This is a genomic window from Mycobacterium sp. 2-64 (assembly GCF_035918375.1).
Lineage (GTDB): Bacteria > Actinomycetota > Actinomycetes > Mycobacteriales > Mycobacteriaceae > Mycobacterium > Mycobacterium intracellulare.
Genome location: NZ_CP142361.1, coordinates 2529292 through 2547379 on the forward strand (window position 1 = coordinate 2529292; position 18088 = coordinate 2547379).

16 protein-coding genes are annotated in these 18088 nt (G+C 64.9%); 11 read left to right on the plus strand and 5 right to left on the minus strand.

Annotation, left to right across the window (positions count from 1 at the left end; translation table 11 throughout):
- Positions 1 to 33: 33 nt before the first annotated feature.
- Positions 34 to 2313 carry an acyl-CoA dehydrogenase family protein gene (locus QGN31_RS12040; RefSeq protein ID WP_014384981.1) on the plus strand — a complete coding sequence of 760 codons (2280 nt, stop codon included), beginning with the start codon at positions 34 to 36 and terminating at the stop codon, positions 2311 to 2313.
- A 29-nt stretch (positions 2314 to 2342) separates the two neighbouring features.
- Complete coding sequence (locus QGN31_RS12045; RefSeq protein WP_014384980.1) at positions 2343 to 3533, plus strand: acyl-CoA dehydrogenase family protein; 1191 nt, start codon at positions 2343 to 2345, stop codon at positions 3531 to 3533.
- 3 nt (positions 3534 to 3536) lie between these two features.
- Here the strand turns inward: QGN31_RS12045 and QGN31_RS12050 are convergent, their stop codons facing one another.
- On the minus strand, positions 3537 to 4544 hold the full coding sequence (locus tag QGN31_RS12050; protein WP_014384979.1) for an acyl-CoA dehydrogenase family protein: 1008 nt from the start codon (positions 4542 to 4544) through the stop codon (positions 3537 to 3539).
- 93 nt (positions 4545 to 4637) lie between these two features.
- Between QGN31_RS12050 and QGN31_RS12055 the strand changes: the two genes are divergently transcribed.
- From QGN31_RS12055 to QGN31_RS12095, 9 genes are all read left to right on the plus strand, one after another.
- Positions 4638 to 6176, plus strand: coding sequence for a class I adenylate-forming enzyme family protein (locus tag QGN31_RS12055; protein WP_014384978.1), 1539 nt, complete (start codon positions 4638 to 4640; stop codon positions 6174 to 6176).
- Between the two features lie 15 nt (positions 6177 to 6191).
- Positions 6192 to 7001 (plus strand): enoyl-CoA hydratase-related protein, encoded by an 810-nt coding sequence (locus tag QGN31_RS12060; RefSeq protein ID WP_080588020.1) that lies wholly within the window; start codon positions 6192 to 6194, stop codon positions 6999 to 7001.
- Between the two features lie 2 nt (positions 7002 to 7003).
- Positions 7004 to 7855, plus strand: a complete 852-nt coding sequence (locus QGN31_RS12065; protein ID WP_014384976.1) for a mycofactocin-coupled SDR family oxidoreductase — start codon at positions 7004 to 7006, stop codon at positions 7853 to 7855.
- A gap of 9 nt (positions 7856 to 7864) precedes the next feature.
- Positions 7865 to 9160 carry an FAS1-like dehydratase domain-containing protein gene (locus tag QGN31_RS12070; RefSeq protein WP_014384975.1) on the plus strand — a complete coding sequence of 432 codons (1296 nt, stop codon included), beginning with the start codon at positions 7865 to 7867 and terminating at the stop codon, positions 9158 to 9160.
- Between the two features lie 9 nt (positions 9161 to 9169).
- Positions 9170 to 10312: an acyl-CoA dehydrogenase family protein gene (locus tag QGN31_RS12075; RefSeq protein ID WP_041785009.1), complete on the plus strand. Its 1143-nt coding sequence runs from the start codon at positions 9170 to 9172 to the stop codon at positions 10310 to 10312.
- A 10-nt stretch (positions 10313 to 10322) separates the two neighbouring features.
- Positions 10323 to 11078 (plus strand): enoyl-CoA hydratase-related protein, encoded by a 756-nt coding sequence (locus QGN31_RS12080; RefSeq protein ID WP_041785645.1) that lies wholly within the window; start codon positions 10323 to 10325, stop codon positions 11076 to 11078.
- 46 nt (positions 11079 to 11124) lie between these two features.
- Positions 11125 to 11922: an alpha/beta fold hydrolase gene (locus tag QGN31_RS12085; protein WP_080588066.1), complete on the plus strand. Its 798-nt coding sequence runs from the start codon at positions 11125 to 11127 to the stop codon at positions 11920 to 11922.
- A gap of 66 nt (positions 11923 to 11988) precedes the next feature.
- Positions 11989 to 13005, plus strand: coding sequence for an NAD-dependent epimerase/dehydratase family protein (locus tag QGN31_RS12090; protein WP_201358724.1), 1017 nt, complete (start codon positions 11989 to 11991; stop codon positions 13003 to 13005).
- 171 nt (positions 13006 to 13176) lie between these two features.
- Positions 13177 to 13995 carry a TIGR03621 family F420-dependent LLM class oxidoreductase gene (locus QGN31_RS12095; protein ID WP_041785642.1) on the plus strand — a complete coding sequence of 273 codons (819 nt, stop codon included), beginning with the start codon at positions 13177 to 13179 and terminating at the stop codon, positions 13993 to 13995.
- A gap of 113 nt (positions 13996 to 14108) precedes the next feature.
- Here QGN31_RS12095 and QGN31_RS12100 read toward each other — a convergent pair whose 3' ends face one another.
- From QGN31_RS12100 to QGN31_RS12115, 4 genes are all read right to left on the minus strand, one after another.
- Entirely contained in the window at positions 14109 to 14948 is an 840-nt protein-coding gene (locus tag QGN31_RS12100) for an enoyl-CoA hydratase-related protein (RefSeq protein WP_014384969.1), read from the minus strand.
- A gap of 76 nt (positions 14949 to 15024) precedes the next feature.
- Positions 15025 to 16149, minus strand: a complete 1125-nt coding sequence (locus QGN31_RS12105) for an acyl-CoA dehydrogenase family protein (protein ID WP_407937429.1) — start codon at positions 16147 to 16149, stop codon at positions 15025 to 15027.
- Between the two features lie 66 nt (positions 16150 to 16215).
- Positions 16216 to 17130: an LLM class F420-dependent oxidoreductase gene (locus QGN31_RS12110; RefSeq protein ID WP_014384967.1), complete on the minus strand. Its 915-nt coding sequence runs from the start codon at positions 17128 to 17130 to the stop codon at positions 16216 to 16218.
- A 49-nt stretch (positions 17131 to 17179) separates the two neighbouring features.
- A complete protein-coding gene (locus QGN31_RS12115; protein WP_014384966.1) occupies positions 17180 to 17770 on the minus strand; it encodes a flavin reductase family protein in 591 nt (196 codons plus the stop codon).
- Positions 17771 to 18088 lie beyond the last annotated feature (318 nt).

The following is an 18088-nucleotide window of genomic DNA, read 5'->3' on the forward strand; positions in this document are numbered from 1 at the left end:
ACATAGTTAACCAGGTTGACTTTGTGGAGTGTGATGCAGACAGCTGATTGGCGCCCCCGGCTCGAGTCGCTACTCGCGGACTTCCGTCGTCGCCAGGACGACAGAGCGCGCGACGGCGCCAAACCCGACCGCATCGAGGTGGCTCGCGCGTGGCATGCCGACCTCGTCGACAACCACCTGGCCGCGCCCGGGTGGCCGCACGAGGCCGGCGGACTCGGCCTCTCGCTGGCCGATCAGCTGGACTACTACCGGATGACGACGGATGCGGGTGCGCCGCCGCATCCGTGTCCGTTGTCGTTCATCCTCGCCCCGACGCTCATCGCGCACGGAAGCCAGGAGCAGAAGGATCGGTTTCTGACGCCGTTGCTGCGCGCAGACGAGTTCTGGTGTCAGGGGTTTTCCGAACCCGGTGCGGGCAGCGACCTTTCGTCGCTGTCCACCCGCGCGGTCCGCGACGGTGACGTGTACCGGGTGACGGGTCAGAAGGTGTGGACCACGATGGCCGACCGTGCCGACTGGATGTTCGCACTGGTACGGACGGCGACGGGGGAGAAGCCATCCGACGGCATCACCTATCTGCTGATCCCGATGAACAGCCCGGGAATCACCGTGCGCCCGCTCCGCGACATCAGCGGCGCGGCGCACTTCGCCGAGGTCTTCCTCGACGGTGTGGAGGTGCCGGTCGACAACCGGGTGGGCGACGAGGGCGCAGGCTGGTCGATCATGCGTACCTCGCTGGGCCACGAGCGGGCCACCGCTTTCCTGGCCGACGAGTTCAAGTACCGTCGCACGGTCGACCGGGTGATCGAGCTGGTCGTCTCCCGACGGCTCGACGACGACCCGCTGGTTCGCCAGGACGTCGCCCGGTTGGAGTCCGGGGTTCGCACCATCGCCGCCAATAGCGCCCGCGCACTTGCCGCGGCGCTGCGCGGTGAGGATCCAGGCGGTGTGGCATCAGTGAACCGGCTGGTGAAATCGGAGTTCGAGCAACACATGCACGCGCTCGCCCTGCGCGCGGCCGGTCCCTATGCGGCACTCGGTAGCCGCGCACCCAACGCCGTCGACAACGGGCGCTGGACGTTCGGTTATCTGATGAGCCGTGCGACGACCATCGGAGCGGGCACCGCCGAGATCCAACGCAATACCATCGCCGAGAGCGTGCTCGGCCTGCCATCGCACCGGGGCGAGGGCATCCGGGCAGCCGCCGTCACGCCCGGCGCCCCGCTCGCCGTGCCCGAGGAGGACGAACGCGGGCTGCGCGAGGTGCTGGCGGCGACACTTCGGGCCAAGGTGGACGTGGCGGGGTTGCTCGACCGCACGCGTCCCGTCGATGCTGTCGAACCCGAAGTGTGGTCGGCGCTCGTCGAATTCGGCCTGCCTGGTCTTGCCGTCGATGAATCCCTGGGGGGCGCCGGCGCTCGGCCGCGTCTGCTTTACGCCGCCATCGAGGAAGCCGCGAAGGCACTGACTCCTGCGCCGCTCGTTCCGACGGTGACTGCGCTCGACGTCGCCCTGCGTTGCGGCGCAAAGGCTTTGGTCCATCGGATAACGAGCGGCGCGGCTGCGGCGTTCGCCGTTCCCGTGAACGACAGCGGCTGGATAATCGGCGGCCCTGAGTTGCCCGAGTGGGACGGGGCCGGCCTTCGCGGTGTGGTGCCGATCGTCGTGGGAGCACCGCACGCCGAGGTGCTGGTGGTCCCGGCGCGAGTAGCCACCGGCGCCGGTGAGGTAGTGGTCGCCGTCGACGCGTCCGCCGAAGGTGTTGACGTGACCGCCCAACAGCCGCTGGACTTGACCGCCACCATCGGCTCGGTGATCTTCAGTCGCGCGGCGGGGGAGGTGCTGGCCGACGGGACCGATGTTGCTCGAGTGCTGGGCACAGCGCGCCGGCAAGCGGCGTTGGCTGTGGCGGCGGACTCGGTCGGGGTTGCTGCACGTGCGTTGGCAATGGCCGTTCAGTGGGCAGGCGAACGCCATCAGTTCGGCCGCGCCATCGGCAGCTTTCAAGCGGTGTCGCACCGGTGTGCGGACATGTTGGTCGCGCTCGAGGGGGCGCGCAGCCAAGTGCTGGCCGCGGCCGAGGTCGACCTCGAAAAGTCGGGATATCTGGCGGATCTGGCCGCCGCGGCCGCGCTCGACGCCGGGGTGATAGCCACGGAGGGTGCGTTGCAGATCCACGGTGGCATCGGCTTCACCTGGGAATACCCGATCCATCTGCTGCTGCGGCGCGCCCAGGCCAACGCCGTGCTGATCGGCCGTGCCGACGCGCTGCGAGACCGCGCTGCCGGCGAACTGTTGGCGCTGAGCCACTAAGACAGCACATCGAACAGGAAGACGGCAACGTGGAATACGCAATGGGTCCCGAATTGGAGGCCTTCCGCGGCGAGGTACGGGCCTTCATCGCCGAGCATGCACCGTCCATACCTCCGCGGGCGGGCGTGCGCAGCGCAGAGAACGAAGCCGAGCTCAAGTCGCTTCAGGAGTGGACGGCGCGGCTGTTCGAAGCCGGCTACGTCGGCTCGGACTGGCCCGCGGAGTTCGGCGGCCGCGACGATCGCTGCGCAGAACACGCCATCGTGGTGAGCGAGGAACTGGCCAGGGCCGCAGTGCCAGGCGTTCCGAGCGGCAACGCGCTGGCATCGCATGCGCTGATCCACTATGGCACCGATGAGCAGCGCCGCAGGCATCTGCCCGAGATCCGTGCGGGTCGACAGCTGTGGTGCCAACTGTTCAGCGAACCCGGCGCCGGAAGCGATCTGGCGTCGCTGCGCACCCGCGCGGTGCTCGATGGCGATACTTACACCGTCAGCGGGCAGAAGGTGTGGACCACCGACGGGCACTGGGCCGACTACGGATATCTGTTGGCCCGCACCGATTCCAACGCACCCAAGCACAAGGGCATCAGTGCATTCATCCTCGACATGTCCAGCCCCGGCATCACGGTCCGTCCGCTGCGCGAACTGACCGGCACTTCGGACTTCAACGAGGTTTTTTTCGATTCTGTCGAGGTGCCTGCCGAGGCAATGATCGGAGAGCCAGGACAGGGCTGGACGATTGCGAACGCCACGTTGGGTCATGAACGTACCAGCGTGGGCGCCGCGGTCGTCAAGCTGAGGCTGGCCATTGACGGACTGGTCGGACTCGCGTCGCGCGTCACCGTCGACGGTCGCCTCGCGATCGACAGCGATCGGATCCGCGATCGGATCGGTGAATTCAGCGCCGAGGTGGAAGCGCTCTCGGCGCTGACGTATGCCAACCTCACCCGTTGGCTGCGTGGCACCGAACGCATGCACGACGGCGCGATGGCCAAATTGATGTTCAGCGAACTGAACCTCGAAATCGCGCGCTTCGCTGTAGAACTCGGCGGCGAGGCGGGCATGTTGGTGCAGGGGGACCCGGACGTCCTCGACGGCGGTCGTTGGCAGGACGAATGGCTGTACGCCCGGGCCTACACGATTGCCGGTGGCAGTTCGGAGATCATGCGCAACCTGATCGCCGAGCGGGGCTTGGCACTGCCGCGGGATCGGCGCTGAATGTCAGGCGCTGAGCAGCGCCGCACGGTGTTCGGCGACGCTTCCATTGAAGGCCTCGTCGACCTTGATCCGGCGCAGGAACAGATGCAGATCGTGCTCCCAAGTGAATCCGATGCCGCCGTGCACCTGCAGCGCCGTGCCGGCCACGTTGGCGGCAGCCGACTTGGTGTACGCCGCCGCCGCGGACGCGGCGCGGGACCGCGCGGCGGCCGGTGCGGTGTCCAGCGCGAGAGCCGCAGCCCACAGACACGCCCTGCTGGCTTCGACAGCGACGACCATGTCGGCGCAGTGGTGCTTCACCGCCTGGAACGAGCCGATGGGCGCGCCGAACTGTTCGCGCTGCCCGGCGTAAGACACCGTCATGTCGAGCAGTCGGGCCGCCGCGCCCAGCGCGTCGAACGCCCGGTACACAGCCAGCGCGTCGCGCACCAGGGCCAGCGTGCCAGGAGGGAGCTGTGTCCAGCTGGCGATCGTCGCGTCGAGCTCCAATCGCGCCCACGAACGACTCAGGTCGAGCGTCGACATCTTCGACGGCGTCGGCGCATTCAGGACCACCAGGTACTCTCCGTCGTCCACCCGACCTGCTACCGCGATGGAGTCCATGTCGGCGGCCATCGGCACCGGACGGGTGACACCCGTCAGCCGCAGCGCATCGCCGCCGAAACCGGCGTTCGGACCGAGCGCCACTCCGGTGAGCTCGCCGCCGTTGGTGGGCGAGTCGACGTGGCCGAGCAGCCAGGCCGCGATGTTCAGATCCGCGACCGGCAGCGAGCTCGCCGCGTATCCGTGCGCCTCGGTCACGACGGCGAGATCCACGTGGGTGCCGCCTATTTCGGGTGTCAGGATTGCCAGCAGACCCGATTCGGCGGCATGGGCCACCGCTGCGGGGTCGACCGTGACAGGCGCCGCGTCCAGCGTTGCGCGGACCCTGGCGATGGGGTCGTTCTTACTGAGCCAGGCCCGCTCCGCCGCGGCGAGTTGATCCTGTTCGTCCGTCAAGCCGAAGTCCATCACTACGCCTTTCACAAAGTTGACCTAGTAAACCATGTCCACTAGGTTCGAGGGAACGGTGATCCACCACGAAAGTCGATCCGGAAAGTCGAGATGACGAGCATCCACGAGGCGCTGGGACGGCTCTGGGACGCCGACGACCACGACCGCATGCTGGAGTGCGACGGACGCTGGGCGACCTGGGGTTCCGTTCGGTCGCTCACGGAGCGGATCGACCGGGAACTGACCGCCGCCGGGTGTCAGACGGGTGGCCGAGTCGCCGTCGTGCTCTCCAATCGAATGGAGTCCGTGGCGGCGCTCATCGCCATCTTCCGCGGCGGACGCACGCTGGTGACCATCAGCCCGCTGCAGCCACCGGAAAGGCTGAGCGAAGACCTTGCGGCATCCGGCGTCTCCTTCGTCCTTGCGCCGTCAGCGTTGTGGTCCGACGAGGTATTCAACCGCGCCGTCGCCGACCTCGGGGCAACCGGCTGGAGGCTCGACGAAGGCGAACTCGCCATGTGGGTACGAGGCACGGCGGAAGCAGTCAGTGGCGATCCAGCGGTAGCCATCGAGATGCTGACCTCGGGCACGACGGGTGCACCCAAGCGCATCCCGCTCACCCGAGAGCAGCTTGAGGCCTCACTGGCTGCTGCGTTGCGGCACAACGACCGTCCGGAGATGAGAACCAAGCCGCCGCTGACCGGAACGGTCGGCCTGGTGACATTGCCCATCGTGCACATCGGCGGGCTGTGGTCCTTACTGCAGTCTCTGGTCGCGGCCCGTCCGATCGCGATGCTCGATCGATTCACGGTGCCGGGTTGGCACGCTCTGGTGACGCAGTATCGGCCCGCGGTGGCAGGCCTGCCCCCGGCGGCCATGCGATCGGTGCTCGACTCCGACATCCCGCGGGAGGATTTGGCGAGCATCCGCGCTATCAACGCCGGCACCAGTCATGTCGATCCGGAATTGGTCGACGCGTTTTACGAGCGGTACGAAATCCCGGTCCTGGTCGTCTACGGCGCGACCGAATTCTCCGGCGCGGTGGCCGGATGGACGGTCAAGGACTTCGGCGCGCGATGGACCGACAAGCGGGGCAGTGTCGGACGTGCCTTTCCCGGAGTCCGGCTGCAGGTGGTCGACGATGACGGCGCCGTGCTCGCCCCGGGGGTCACCGGCAGGCTGCAGGTTGCCACACCCCAGGCCGGCAGCGCCGGAGACTGGATCACGACCAGTGACCTAGCGCATCTCGATGCCGAAGGGTTCCTCTACATCGATGGACGCGCCGATGACGTGATCGTGCGCGGCGGTTTCAAGGTGTCCCCGGAGACCGTCGTCCGCGCACTGCGTGCCCATCCGGCGGTGGCCGACGCCGCCGTCGCGCCCGTGCCGGATCAGCGGTTGGGCCAGGTTCCCGTTGCCGCAGTCGAATTGCGCCCTGGGGCGGCCACGGATGGCGAGGCGCTCCGCGAGCACTGCCGGGGCGCGCTGACGCCCTATGAGGTGCCCGCCCGCGTCTTCATCGTCGACGAGTTGCCTCGCGGGGCGGCGCTCAAGGTCGACCGGCGCCGTCTGATCGCAATCCTCGAAAACCTTGGCTTACCGCCTGTTCAAGCGGCCGGAGCAGGCCGACCTCTGCCAATTCCAAACTAATCAGAAGGAGACTTCATGGCTCAAGCCGTGACTGAGATGACCAATCCAGCCGCTCTCGTCGAGCGGCGAGGCAACGTCACGCTCATCACCATCGACCGGCCCGAGGCGCGCAATGCCGTCAACGGCGCGGTGAGCACGGCAGTCGGCGACGCGTTGGCGGTGGCCCAGGACGATCCCGAGGTATGGGCCGTCGTCATCACCGGTGCGGGCGACAAATCCTTCTGTGCCGGGGCCGATCTCAAGGCCATCTCGCGGGGCGAGAACCTCTACCACGCCGAGCACCCCGAGTGGGGCTTCGCCGGCTACGTGCATCACTTCATCGACAAACCCACGATTGCCGCGGTGAACGGCACGGCACTGGGCGGCGGCTCCGAGCTCGCACTCGCCAGTGATCTGGTGATCGCCTGCGAGAGCGCCTCGTTCGGGCTGCCCGAGGTCAAGCGCGGTCTGATCGCCGGAGCCGGCGGCGTGTTCCGGATCGTCGAACAACTGCCGCGCAAGGTCGCGTTGGAATTGGTGTTGACAGGTGAGCCGATGACAGCGGCAGACGCTCTGCGGTGGGGCCTGATCAATGAGGTGGTGCCGGACGGCACCGTCGTGGAAGCCGCCCTGGCGCTCGCCGAGCGGATCACTTGCAACGCGCCACTGTCGGTACAAGCCAGCAAGCGGGTCGCCTACGGCGCTGACGGGGGGATCATCGCCGCGGAAGAGCCCAAGTGGGAGCGCACGTCTCGCGAGTTCACCGACCTGTTGAAATCCGAAGACGCCAAGGAAGGCCCGCGGGCGTTCGCAGAGAAGCGCCAACCCATCTGGAAGGCGCGTTGAGCATGGGACGAGTACAAAACAAAGTCGTTCTGGTAACTGGAGGGGCCCGCGGCCAGGGCCGCAGCCACGCCGTCAAGCTGGCCGAGGAGGGCGCTGACGTCATCCTCTTCGACATCTGTCACGACATCGATACCAACGAATACCCGCTAGCGACATCACGTGATCTCGAAGAAGCCGGTCTGGAGGTGGAGAAGACCGGCCGCAAGGCCTACACCGCCGAGGTGGACGTGCGGGACCGAGCGGCGGTGAGCCGCGAACTCGCAAACGCGGTAGCCGAATTCGGCAAACTCGACGTGGTAGTCGCCAATGCGGGCATCTGTCCCTTGGGCACTCATCTGCCGGTTCAGGCATTCGCCGATGCCTTCGACGTCGACTTCGTCGGCGTGGTCAACACCGTGCACGCCGCGCTGCCGTATCTGAAGTCTGGTGCGTCGATCATCACCACCGGGTCGGTCGGCGGGCTGATCGCCGGTCTGCTAACCCCGGGTGCGGGCGGGCCGCAGGGTCCCGGCGGAGCGGGTTACAACTACGCCAAACAGTTGGTGGACTCCTACACGCTCCGGCTCGCGGCGCAGCTGGCACCACAGTCGATCCGCGCCAACGTCATTCATCCGACCAACGTGAACACCCCGATGCTCAACAGCGAGCCGATGTACCGACAGTTCCGACCAGACCTCGAGGCGCCGAGCCGCGACGACGCCTTGCTGGCCTTCCCGGCCATGCAGGCGATGCCCATCCCATATGTGGAAGCCTCGGACATCTCGAATGCGGTCTGTTTCCTGGCCTCGGACGAGTCCCGGTACGTGACGGGCTTGCAGTTCAAAGTCGACGCCGGCGCAATGTTGAAGTTCTAGGAGGGATCAATGACCACCACCGAGAAGACCGGTGCCGAGGCGGCCGCCGAAGAGGGCCGCATCACCGACGAGGACATCGAACGCGCCAAGGGGCAGATCGGAATTCCTGTCCACCAGCGCGACGAAGCGTGGCACAAACTGCCGTCGGCTGATGCCATCACGCACTTCGCCTTCGGCTGCGGTGACGACAACCCGTTGTTCCACGACCCGACCTACGGACCCGCCACGCGCTGGCACGGACAGATCGCATCGCCGACTTTCCCGATCGCGACGGGCCTGGATCAGACCCCGAAATTTACCGATCCGGAGCGGAAGAAGCTGTTCCGCGGTCTCTTTCGCGGTACCGGCAAGTACTACTCGGGGGTGAAGTGGACGTGGTACCGCCCGATCTACGCGGGTAGGCCGGTGTTGGCGGAGAACTACACGCTGGATGTCCAGGTGAAGGACAGCGAATTCTCCGGTGGCCGTTCGGTCAAGGAGACCTATCGCTACCTCTATGTCGACATCGACGGCAATCCGATCGCCACCCGTGACGAGTCCTATATCAACGCCGAGCGTCATGGTTCGAAGAAGTCCGGGAAGCTCAAGGACATTGAGCGCAAGCACTGGACTCCCGAGGAGTTCGCTCAGGTCGAGGAAGAGTACGAGGCTGAGGTACGGCGAGGAGCCGATCCGCAATGGTGGGAGGACATCTCGGTGGGAGATGAACTTCCGGGAATCATCAAGGGCCCGTTGACCGTCGTCGACATCATCTCGATGCACATGGGCTGGGGCTGGGGTGGCTACGGCGTGGGGCCACTGAAATTCGCCCACCAGCTGCGCAAGCGGATGCCCGCCTTCTACCAGCCGGATGAGTATGGCGTTCCTGATGTCGTGCAACGACTGCACTGGGACGCCGAACGCGCTCAGGCACTGGGTATTCCGGCGCCGTATGACTACGGCCAGATGCGCGCAGCGTGGGTGAGTCACCTGCTCACCAACTGGATCGGTGACGACGGCTGGCTGGCCGAGATGGACCTTCAGTTGCGCGGCTTCAACTACCACGGAGACGTGCACCGGTGCACCGGCAGGGTCACCGCGAAGGGTGACGGAGCCGAAGACCCGGTGTCGCTGGACGTATTCGCCACCAGCCAGCGAGACGAAACCACCACGCGTGGCACGGCCAAAGTGTTGCTGCCGTCGAAAACGACGGGGGCTGTCGCGCTGCCGATCCCGGATACCGATCTCAGAAGGCGTGGGGCGCAAGTCGTTTCGCGGATTTCCGGTAGGGTCGGCGAAGAAATGCGACGACTGTATGGAGAGTGAGAAAGGCGTATGAAGAGACTCGTTCTAGGGCCGGAGCATGTGGCGTTCCGCGAGACGGTGCGGCAGTTCATCGAGCGTGAGCTCATGCCCAACGCCGAGAAGTGGGAGAACGACCGTCTTGTGGACCGATCGGCGTTTGTCGCTGCTGGCAAATACGGTTTGATCGGGTTCAACATGCCCGAGCAGTACGGCGGCGGCGGTGTCGATGACTTCCGCTTCAACGCGGTCATCGACGAGGAGATCGCCCGCTACGGAGGGCCGGCACCTTCGCTGAGCTTGCAGAACGACGTTGTGGGACCGTACTTCTCGTCGTTGGCTAACGACGAACAGAAGGGACGCTGGTTGCCGGGCATCATCAGCGGCGAGCTGATCGTCGCCGTCGCGATGACCGAGCCTGGCGCGGGCAGCGACCTGGCTGGCATCCGCACCTCGGCCGTCCGTGATGGCGACGACTGGATCATCAACGGCGCCAAGACATTCATTTCCTCGGGTATCAACTGCGATTTGGTCGTAGTGGTCTGCCGTACCGACCCCGAGGCCGGACACAAGGGCTTCACATTGTTGGTCGTCGAGGCCGGCATGGACGGCTTCAGCCGCGGGCGAAAGCTCGCCAAAATGGGCTTGCACTACCAAGACACGGCCGAGTTGGCCTTCGAGAATGTCCGAGTCCCGTCGGCCAACCTACTGGGTAAAGAGGGACGCGGCTTCTATCACCTAATGGCCAACCTCCCGTCGGAACGGTTGTCCATCGCCATCTCAGCGATCGCAGGCGCACGGGAGACCTGGCGGCAGACGTTGCAGTATGCTAAGGACCGCAAGGCTTTCGGCCAGTCGATCGGTAGCTTTCAGCACAACCGATTCCTGTTGGCCGAGATGGACACCGAACTCGAGATCGGCGAGCAATACATCGACAGATGCCTTCAGGCGGTAGTGGACGGTGAACTGACTGCGGTCGAGGCGTCGAAGGCCAAGTGGTGGTGCACCGAAACGGCCAAGAAGGTGATCGATGGCTGCGTGCAGTTGCACGGTGGCTATGGCTATATGACGGAATACCGCGTTGCGCGCGACTATATGGACAACCGCATCATGACGATCTTCGGTGGCACCACCGAGATCATGAAGGACATCATCGGACGCGACCTCGGCCTATGATCCCGTTGTGGTGAATGGTATCGCGGTCGCGCGCGATGGTGCGGTGCTGCGGATCCGGCTCGACCGGCCGGAGAAGCTCAACGCCGTCGACGCCCCCTTGCTCGACGAGTTATCGGCCCGGCTGGGCGATGCTGCGGCAGATCCGGCGGTCCGTGCGGTGTTGCTCAGCGGCGCCGGGCGAGCGTTCTGTTCCGGCGGCGACCTGACCGGCGGTGAGACCGAGGGAGCGGCCCATGCCGCCAACCGGGTGGTCCGGGCGGTCACCTCGCTACCAAAACCCGTCGTCGCAGGGGTACACGGTGGCGCGGTCGGGTTCGGGTGCGCGTTGGCGCTGGCCTGCGACCTGGTGGTAGCCGCACCATCGGCATACTTTCAGTTGGCGTTCAGCCGAGTCGGGCTGATGCCCGACGGCGGTACGTCCGCGCTGCTGCCAGGGCTGGTCGGCCGGGCGCGTGCCGCGCGGATGGCAATGACAGCCGAAAGGGTCTCCGCGGCAACTGCATTCGAATGGGGCATGATTGCCCACGTCACGTCCGTGGATGACTACGAGTCGGTACTCGAGGACGTGCTGCAGTCGGTTGCGTGCGGGCCCACAGTGTCATTCGGCTGGACCAAGCGCGCGTTGGCCGCAGCGACCCTGGGCGAACTCGAGCCGGTACAAGCGATCGAAGCCGAGGGGCAGCTGGCATTGATCGACACCGCTGACTTCCGCGAAGGCGTGCGTGCCTTCCGGGAACGTCGCAACCCGGATTTTAGTGGCAACTGAACAGAGGAGAGTCGACATGACAATCCAGAAGGCACGAGTAGACGGGCTGGACATCGACTACACCGACACCGGAACGGGTCCAACCGTCCTGTTCGTACACGGCGTCTACGTGACCGGCGCGCTGTGGAACGACGTCGTGGCCGAACTAGGGCAGGGTTTCCGCTGCATCGCCCCGACGTGGCCGCTGGGCGCGCACAGCACACCTAGCGACGGCGCCGACCTGCGTGCCGAGGCGGCCGCGCGACGCATTGTCCACTTCATGGAGTCCCTCGATCTCATTGATGTCACGGTGGTGGCCAACGACACCGGTGGCGGCCTGGTGCTAGCGTCGCTGGGCGATCCAGCGCTGGACACGTCCCGGATCGCTCGTTTGGTGTTGACCAATTGCGATAGCTACGAACACTTTCCGCCCGGCTCGTTCGCTCAGATCGTCAAGCTGTGCCGGTTCAGTCCTGCGCCGGGCGGCATGATCTTAGGGCTGCTGGCCACCGGACCGGGGCGGAGCTTCTTCCTGAAGGCCGTGTCCAAGCACCGCCCGACCCCGGAGCGGCAGCGGGAGATTTTCGGATCCTTCGCCACCAGCGGAGCGGCCCGCCGCGACGCCGTTACGGTCACCGCCTCCCTGGATTCGGCTCTGACATTGCGTGCCGCGCCGGCGATCGAGGCTTTCGACCGACCCGTCGTCCTGGCCTGGGGAACCGAGGACCCGCTGTTCCCCCTCGACCACGCCCGCCGACTGCGCGACGCGTTCCCGCATGCCACGTTGATCGAGATCCCCGGCAGCTCCACCTTCGTCATGATCGATGCGCCCAGTGAACTAGCCGAAGCGATCCGCAACGTATGACCGGCGCACAAATGTGACAGTGTACTGTCATAGTTCTCGAACCGTACGACCCTGGAGAGTGCTGACGTGGCAGGTCCGCTGAAGCTGGTAATCGGCGCGAGCGGCTTCCTTGGTTCGCACGTGACGCGGCAACTGGTGCAGCGAGGCGATGCCGTCCGAGTCCTGCTGCGGCGCACCAGTCCTACCGCGGCGATCGATGACCTTGACGTCGAACGCCGCTATGGAGACGTCTTCGACGATGAGGCATTGCGTGACGCGATGACGGGTTGTGACGACGTGTTCTATTGCGTTGTCGACACCAGGGCCTGGTTGCGGGATTCGACGCCGTTGTTCCGCACCAACGTTGAGGGGTTGCGTCACGCACTCGATGCTGCAGCAGATGCGGATCTGCGGCGCTTCGTCTTCACCAGCACCATCGGGACGATCGCGCTGAGTACCGACGGCCTGCCAGTGACCGAAGACAAACCGTTCAACTGGCTCGACAAGGGTGGGGGCTACATCCGTTCCCGCGTCGAAGCAGAGCGGCTCGTCCTACAGTACGTCGCCGAGCGTGGGTTGCCCGCAGTTGCACTGTGCGTCGCAAACACCTACGGCCCCGCTGACTTTCAGCCGACCCCGCATGGCTCACTGGTGGCCGCGGCGGCCCGCGGCAAGATGCCGGTGTACGTCAAGGACATGTCGATGGAAGTGGTCGGCATCGAGGACGCCGCTCGCGCGTTGATACTCGCCGCTGAGAAGGGCCGCGTGGGCGAGAGGTACATCATCTCCGAGCGCTTCATCAGCGCTCGCGAGCTCTATCGTACGGCTGCCGAGGCGGGAGGAGCGAAACCGCCGCGGTTAGGGGTTCCGTTGAAGGTTATGTACGCGTTGGGTTTTGCTGGAGACGTGGCCGCAAAGGTGCTGCGGCGCGACCTACTGCTGTCCAGTCTGTCCGTGCGGCTCATGCACATCATGTCCCCGATGGACCACGGCAAGGCCGTGCGGGAGCTTGGGTGGCAACCGAAGCCGATCCACGATTCGATCCGTAGCGCCGTGGCGTTCTACCAAGCGCGCCAGCCGCCGCACCCTTTCTCGCGGCGTTGACCTGGTGACGATACGTCGGCGCAGTAGTACGGGGTCCAACAGGAAGGCACCGCCAAGTCATCAGATAAGCGCATCGTGTTACAAGAATGAGGTCCTTTCACGCACCGCGGGCCACAGGCAGTTCAGCGGCGCCGTTCGCTTCGGGTCCTCGGATGGAAGGGAGTGACGTTCGTGGCGAAGAGTTTTCGGTTCGGTGTTGCGCTGTCGACGCTGAAGTCGCGATCCCAATGGCGGGACGCCGTACGGCGCGTGGAGGACTTCGGCTACGACGTTCTGCATTTGCCGGACCATCTCGTCACGCCTGCGCCATTTGCCGCGTTGCTTTCCGCCGCGGAAGTCACGACGATGCGACTCAGCCCGTTCGTACTCAACGCCGGGTTCTACAAACCGGCATTGCTGGCTCGCGATGTCGCGGCCATCGACCTGCTCACCGACCATCGATTCGAGCTTGGGTTGGGTGCAGGTTATGTGAAGGAAGAGTTCGAAGCAGCGGAATTGGTGTTTCCCAGCGCTCGGGGCCGCGTCGATCACCTCAGCCACATGACAGGTTATCTCCGCGAGCATGTCCCCACTGTGCCGATCATGATCGCCGGATCAGGTGATCGAGTGCTGACACTTGCAGCGAGGCAAGCCAACATCATTGGTCTCAGCGGCAGCCGCGCAAATAGCACTGCGGCCGATCCGCTAGACGACTTGGTGGGTTTCATTCGCGACCGGGCAGGAGACCGTTTCGACGACATCGAGTTGAACCTGATGATTACGGCGTTGCCGCACGATGACAGCGGGGTCCCGAAAGTGTTGCGGACATCGGGCTTTGGACAGAGTCTTTCCGAGGAGCAGATACTCGCCTCACCAACGACGCTTGCTGGTTCGCCCCGCACCATGGCCGATACATTGTGTCGCTACGTCGAGGACTATGGCATTACATACATCAGTGTTCCGCAGTTGCACGCCGAGGCATTCAGCAAGGTGATCGCTCAAATTCGTTGAGGCGTCGGGGCGCTGCACGCCGTCCGAGCGTGTCGGTGCTCCGTTGTGGCGTCGGGGCGTTCACGGCCGGACCGGAGACGGTGGCCACACCTGAAGGACACTCTCAATGGACGCTAACCATCGCCAGCCCGGTCGCGGGGAAGTTTCCCGCTGGTCTGCAGTTCGGCGCGTAGCGCCTGCGCGTCAGACGTGTGCTCCAGCACCGACATCACGTCCGCCGACAGCTGAAGGTGCTGGCGCATGCCCATTTGCTCCCAGGCGCGCACCAGCATGGTCTTCGTCGCCATCAAGGTCGACAGCGGCGCCCTGGCAATCTTGGCCGCCAACGCTTCCGTCACCGGCTCGAGCTCGTCGCGGGTGACGACGCGGTTGACCAATCCCATCCGCAGCGCGTCCTCAGCGGTCAATGTCTGTGCAGTGTAGAGGTATTCGGCGGCGCGCTTGAAGTTCATAAACACCCATGGCTCGATCATCGTTTCCCCGCCCGCGAAGCCGAGGCCGGGGACCAGTGGCATCTGAAAGTAAGCGTCCTCGGATGCGATAGTGACCTCGGGCAGCAGCGCCCAGTAGGTTCCGCCGCCGATCGCGTAGCCGTGCACCTGGGCAATCATCGGCTTCGGGAATTCCCAGTATCTCAGCGTGGGCCAGAGGAACAATTCCTTTCCGCCCTGGTAGTTGCTCCCCATGTTGGCCTGTGACTCGGCGAACTCGGGGTAGGCGTCGGGGGCGATGACATGTCCGGCGCAGAAGCCCTTGCCGGTGCCCTTGATGATCACCACCTTGACCCCGTAGTCCTGGCGGGCCTCATCGAGGCAGGAATCCACTTTGCTCACCATCTCCGAGGACTGTGCGTTCGCCCGCTCCGGCCAGTTGAGGATGATACGGGCGATCGCGCCGTCGCGCTCATAGCGCACGACGCCGTGATCCCCACTGTAGGACGGCCTTTCGGTCATTTTGCCGGGTCCTTCCTGTTGCCCCGATCAGGTCGTTCAGTCGGTGTGCGACCGCGCGGGTGCTTTTAGCGCAGGGCTAGATGCCGCCCCGGGCAATCAGTTGCGAGGCGATGACGTTGCGCTGTATCTCGTTTGTGCCTTCTCCGACGATCATCAGCGGGGCATCACGAAAGTAGCGCTCGACGTCATACTCGGTGGAATAGCCGTAGCCTCCGTGGACTCGGACGGCGTTCAGCGCGATCTCCATGGCGATCTCGGACGCGAACAGCTTGGCCATTCCGGCCTCCATGTCGCACCGTTCGCCGCTGTCGAACTTCTCGGCGGCATACCGCGTCAGTTGGCGTGCCGCCGTCAGCTTGGTGGCCATGTCGGCGAGATAGTTACCGACGGACTGGTGCTTCCAGATCGGTTGGCCGAAGCTCTCCCTCTGTTGCGAATAGGCCAGGGCGTCCTCCAGTGCGGCGGTCGCAACGCCCAAAGCGCGGGACGCGACCTGGATCCGGCCGGTTTCTAGTCCCTTCATCATGTGACCGAAGCCCTTACCGGGCACACCGCCGAGCACCGCCGATGCCGGCACCCGACAGTCGTCGAATGACAACTCGCACGATTCGACACCCTTGTAGCCGAGCTTGGGCAGATCCCGCGACACGGAAAGGCCCCGACCGTGCTCCACCAGCAGCACCGAGATGCCTTTATGGCGTGGGACGGCGCCGGGATCGGTCTTGCACAGCAGCGCTATGAGTCCCGATCGCCGGGCGTTGCTGATCCAGGTCTTGGAGCCGTTGATGACGAACTGGTCCCCGTCGGCACGCGCGGTCGTGGTCATCGCCTGTAGGTCGGAGCCCCCGCCCGGCTCCGTCAACGCCATTGTGGCGCGCAGCTCACCGGTCGCCATGCCTGGCAGGTACTTCTGCTTTTGTTCCTCGGTGCCGAACAACGAGAGCAGCTTCGCCACGACGGTATGCCCACCCATCGCGCCGGCCAAGCTCATCCAGCCGCGGGCAAGCTCCTGGGTCACCTCGACGTAGCACGGCATCGAGACCGGCGATCCGCCGTACTCCTCAGGCACGGCCAGGCCGTAGATTCCGATGCGCTTCATCTGTTCGATCCACGCCTCGGGATATTCGTTGGCGTGTTCGATTTCGCGGACGGCAGGCTTCACGTCTCTATTGACGAAGTCACGCACCGTGCGGACCAGCATGGTCTCTTCTTCGCTGAGAAGCGCGATCACGGGGCTTCCTGATTGATTACGTTGGGGGACAAGGATCTAGCTGATCAACTCGCCGGCTATGAGTTCGATGTCGGTGCGAAAGTCGGAGAAGCTGCGGCTGGCCGGCTCAACGGTGATCCAAGTCACCCCGGCATCGGCGTACTCGTTCAGTCGTGGCTTCACTGACTCGACGAAATCTCCACTGTCGCCACTCACGAGCCGAGCGGCTTCGAACGGAACGAATGACACATCAGCGGGTGCACGTCCGAGTTCGGACCGTCGCTGGTTCACTCCCGAGATGAGTTCGGCCAGTCGGGCGATGTCCTCAAGCGGCGGGGTCCGCGTGATCGCCGCCGTCTCGGCAGACTGGCCCATCGGAATCCAGCCATCGGCGGTGTCGACCACCCGGCGCTGCGCGGCCTTGCTGTTCCCGCCGATCCAGACCGGGGGTCCCCCGGCCGTGGCGGGGAGGGGCAGTGCCACATGGTCGGTGATCCCGAACTCGGGCCCGTGGTGCTCCTCGCCCGCCCAGGTGGCCTTCCACGCGACGATGGCCTCGTCCAACAGCGCTCCGCGACGGTGGAAGTCAGCTCCGAGAGCCTCGAACTCGGTTTTCAGATATCCGGCGCCGGTACCAAGCGTGAACCGGCCACCGGATAGTAGGTCGAAGCTGGCGGCGGCCTTGGCGGTCAGGTAAGGGCTGCGGTAGCCGGACACCAGTATGTAAGTCATGAGTCGCAGTCGGGTGGTGGCCGCGGCTGCGAAGCTGAGCGAGACGAACGGATCGAAGGCGTGGTGCCCGCCGTTGGCCAACCACTGGTTGTCGGGGAAAGGATGCTCGCTCATCGAAAAGCCTTGAAAACCAGCGCTTTCGACCGCTTTGGCGACCTCGCCCAGGCTGGCTCCCTCGCTCCAACGTTGCCAGTGCTTGACGGCGCGCATCGGAAACATCACGTTGTACTGCAGGTCCACCGGGAATCCTTGAGTTGTGAGCGCCAGTCGGGCATACGCGCGCCCGAGGTCAGCTCCGCGCTGCGGCGGCTGCCCGTAGGTCGCGTGCGCTTTGGAGTTGTGGTTCGTGGTTGGCTTCGTAGCGTTCGATCCACTCGTGGGGCAGTTTGGCCCAGGCTTCGCCGATACGTAGGCGTTGGGCGGAGCTGAACACTTCGGCGGCCACGACGTCTCCGACGAAGATGGTGTTCTCGTCGTTGTCCAGTGATCCGCTGATACGGCATTCGACGTAGCTGTGGGCGTCAAGCAGGATGGGTGCACCGGTGATGCCGCGCTTTGTGCGCAGTTTGGCGATCTTGTCGCCGTCGCGCCCGGAGCTGCCGCCCAGGGTCATCAGGATGTCCATCGAGGCGTCGATCTCCTCGGGGCCCGCGGAGAGCATGTGCATGACGAAGATCCCGGAGTTGACCAGCATGTCGTGGGTGCGGTTGTACTTGGTCAGGCTCACGGTGGCCCGGGGTAGTTCGGGCACGATGCTGGCCGAGCCGGCCGACAGCGACATCAGGCCGTTGGCGAAGCCGTTGTCGATCGTGGTGACCGCCACCGGGAAGGGGCGCAGACCCGCCAGCACCTTGTCCGCGGCCGCGACATCGAGCGTCATATGTGTTTCTCCTCGGGGCTGATCTCACGGCATTCGTCGAGCCGTATGCCCACATTATTACCGCATAGTACTGTCAGAATCAAGCCTTATGTCTCTGGCCTAGGTCCGTAGAGGAGCGGGAAAATAGCGCGTTTATTAGGTAATACGCCGCCCAGCGTAGAACGACACTAATGTCAGATATGGCTCATAGGTGCAACGCGACGGCTCATCGGACGGTGGCGGAAGTGCATCCTGAGCGCATGGTGAACGTCCTGCTCCTACGAAGACGCGCTCGAGCGGGTGTAGCGTGAGGACTTCGGTTTCGACGCAGTGCTGGAT

Coding starts and splice junctions, on each gene's coding strand:
- QGN31_RS12040 (WP_014384981.1), top strand. CDS start 34: ATGCAGACAGCTGATTGGCGCCCCCGGCTCGAGTCGCTACTCGCGGAC.
- QGN31_RS12050 (WP_014384979.1), bottom strand. CDS start 4,544: ATGGACTTCGGCTTGACGGACGAACAGGATCAACTCGCCGCGGCGGAG.
- QGN31_RS12055 (WP_014384978.1), top strand. CDS start 4,638: ATGACGAGCATCCACGAGGCGCTGGGACGGCTCTGGGACGCCGACGAC.
- QGN31_RS12060 (WP_080588020.1), top strand. CDS start 6,192: ATGGCTCAAGCCGTGACTGAGATGACCAATCCAGCCGCTCTCGTCGAG.
- QGN31_RS12065 (WP_014384976.1), top strand. CDS start 7,004: ATGGGACGAGTACAAAACAAAGTCGTTCTGGTAACTGGAGGGGCCCGC.
- QGN31_RS12070 (WP_014384975.1), top strand. CDS start 7,865: ATGACCACCACCGAGAAGACCGGTGCCGAGGCGGCCGCCGAAGAGGGC.
- QGN31_RS12075 (WP_041785009.1), top strand. CDS start 9,170: ATGAAGAGACTCGTTCTAGGGCCGGAGCATGTGGCGTTCCGCGAGACG.
- QGN31_RS12100 (WP_014384969.1), bottom strand. CDS start 14,948: ATGACCGAAAGGCCGTCCTACAGTGGGGATCACGGCGTCGTGCGCTAT.
- QGN31_RS12105 (WP_407937429.1), bottom strand. CDS start 16,149: ATGCTGGTCCGCACGGTGCGTGACTTCGTCAATAGAGACGTGAAGCCT.
- QGN31_RS12115 (WP_014384966.1), bottom strand. CDS start 17,770: ATGACGCTCGATGTCGCGGCCGCGGACAAGGTGCTGGCGGGTCTGCGC.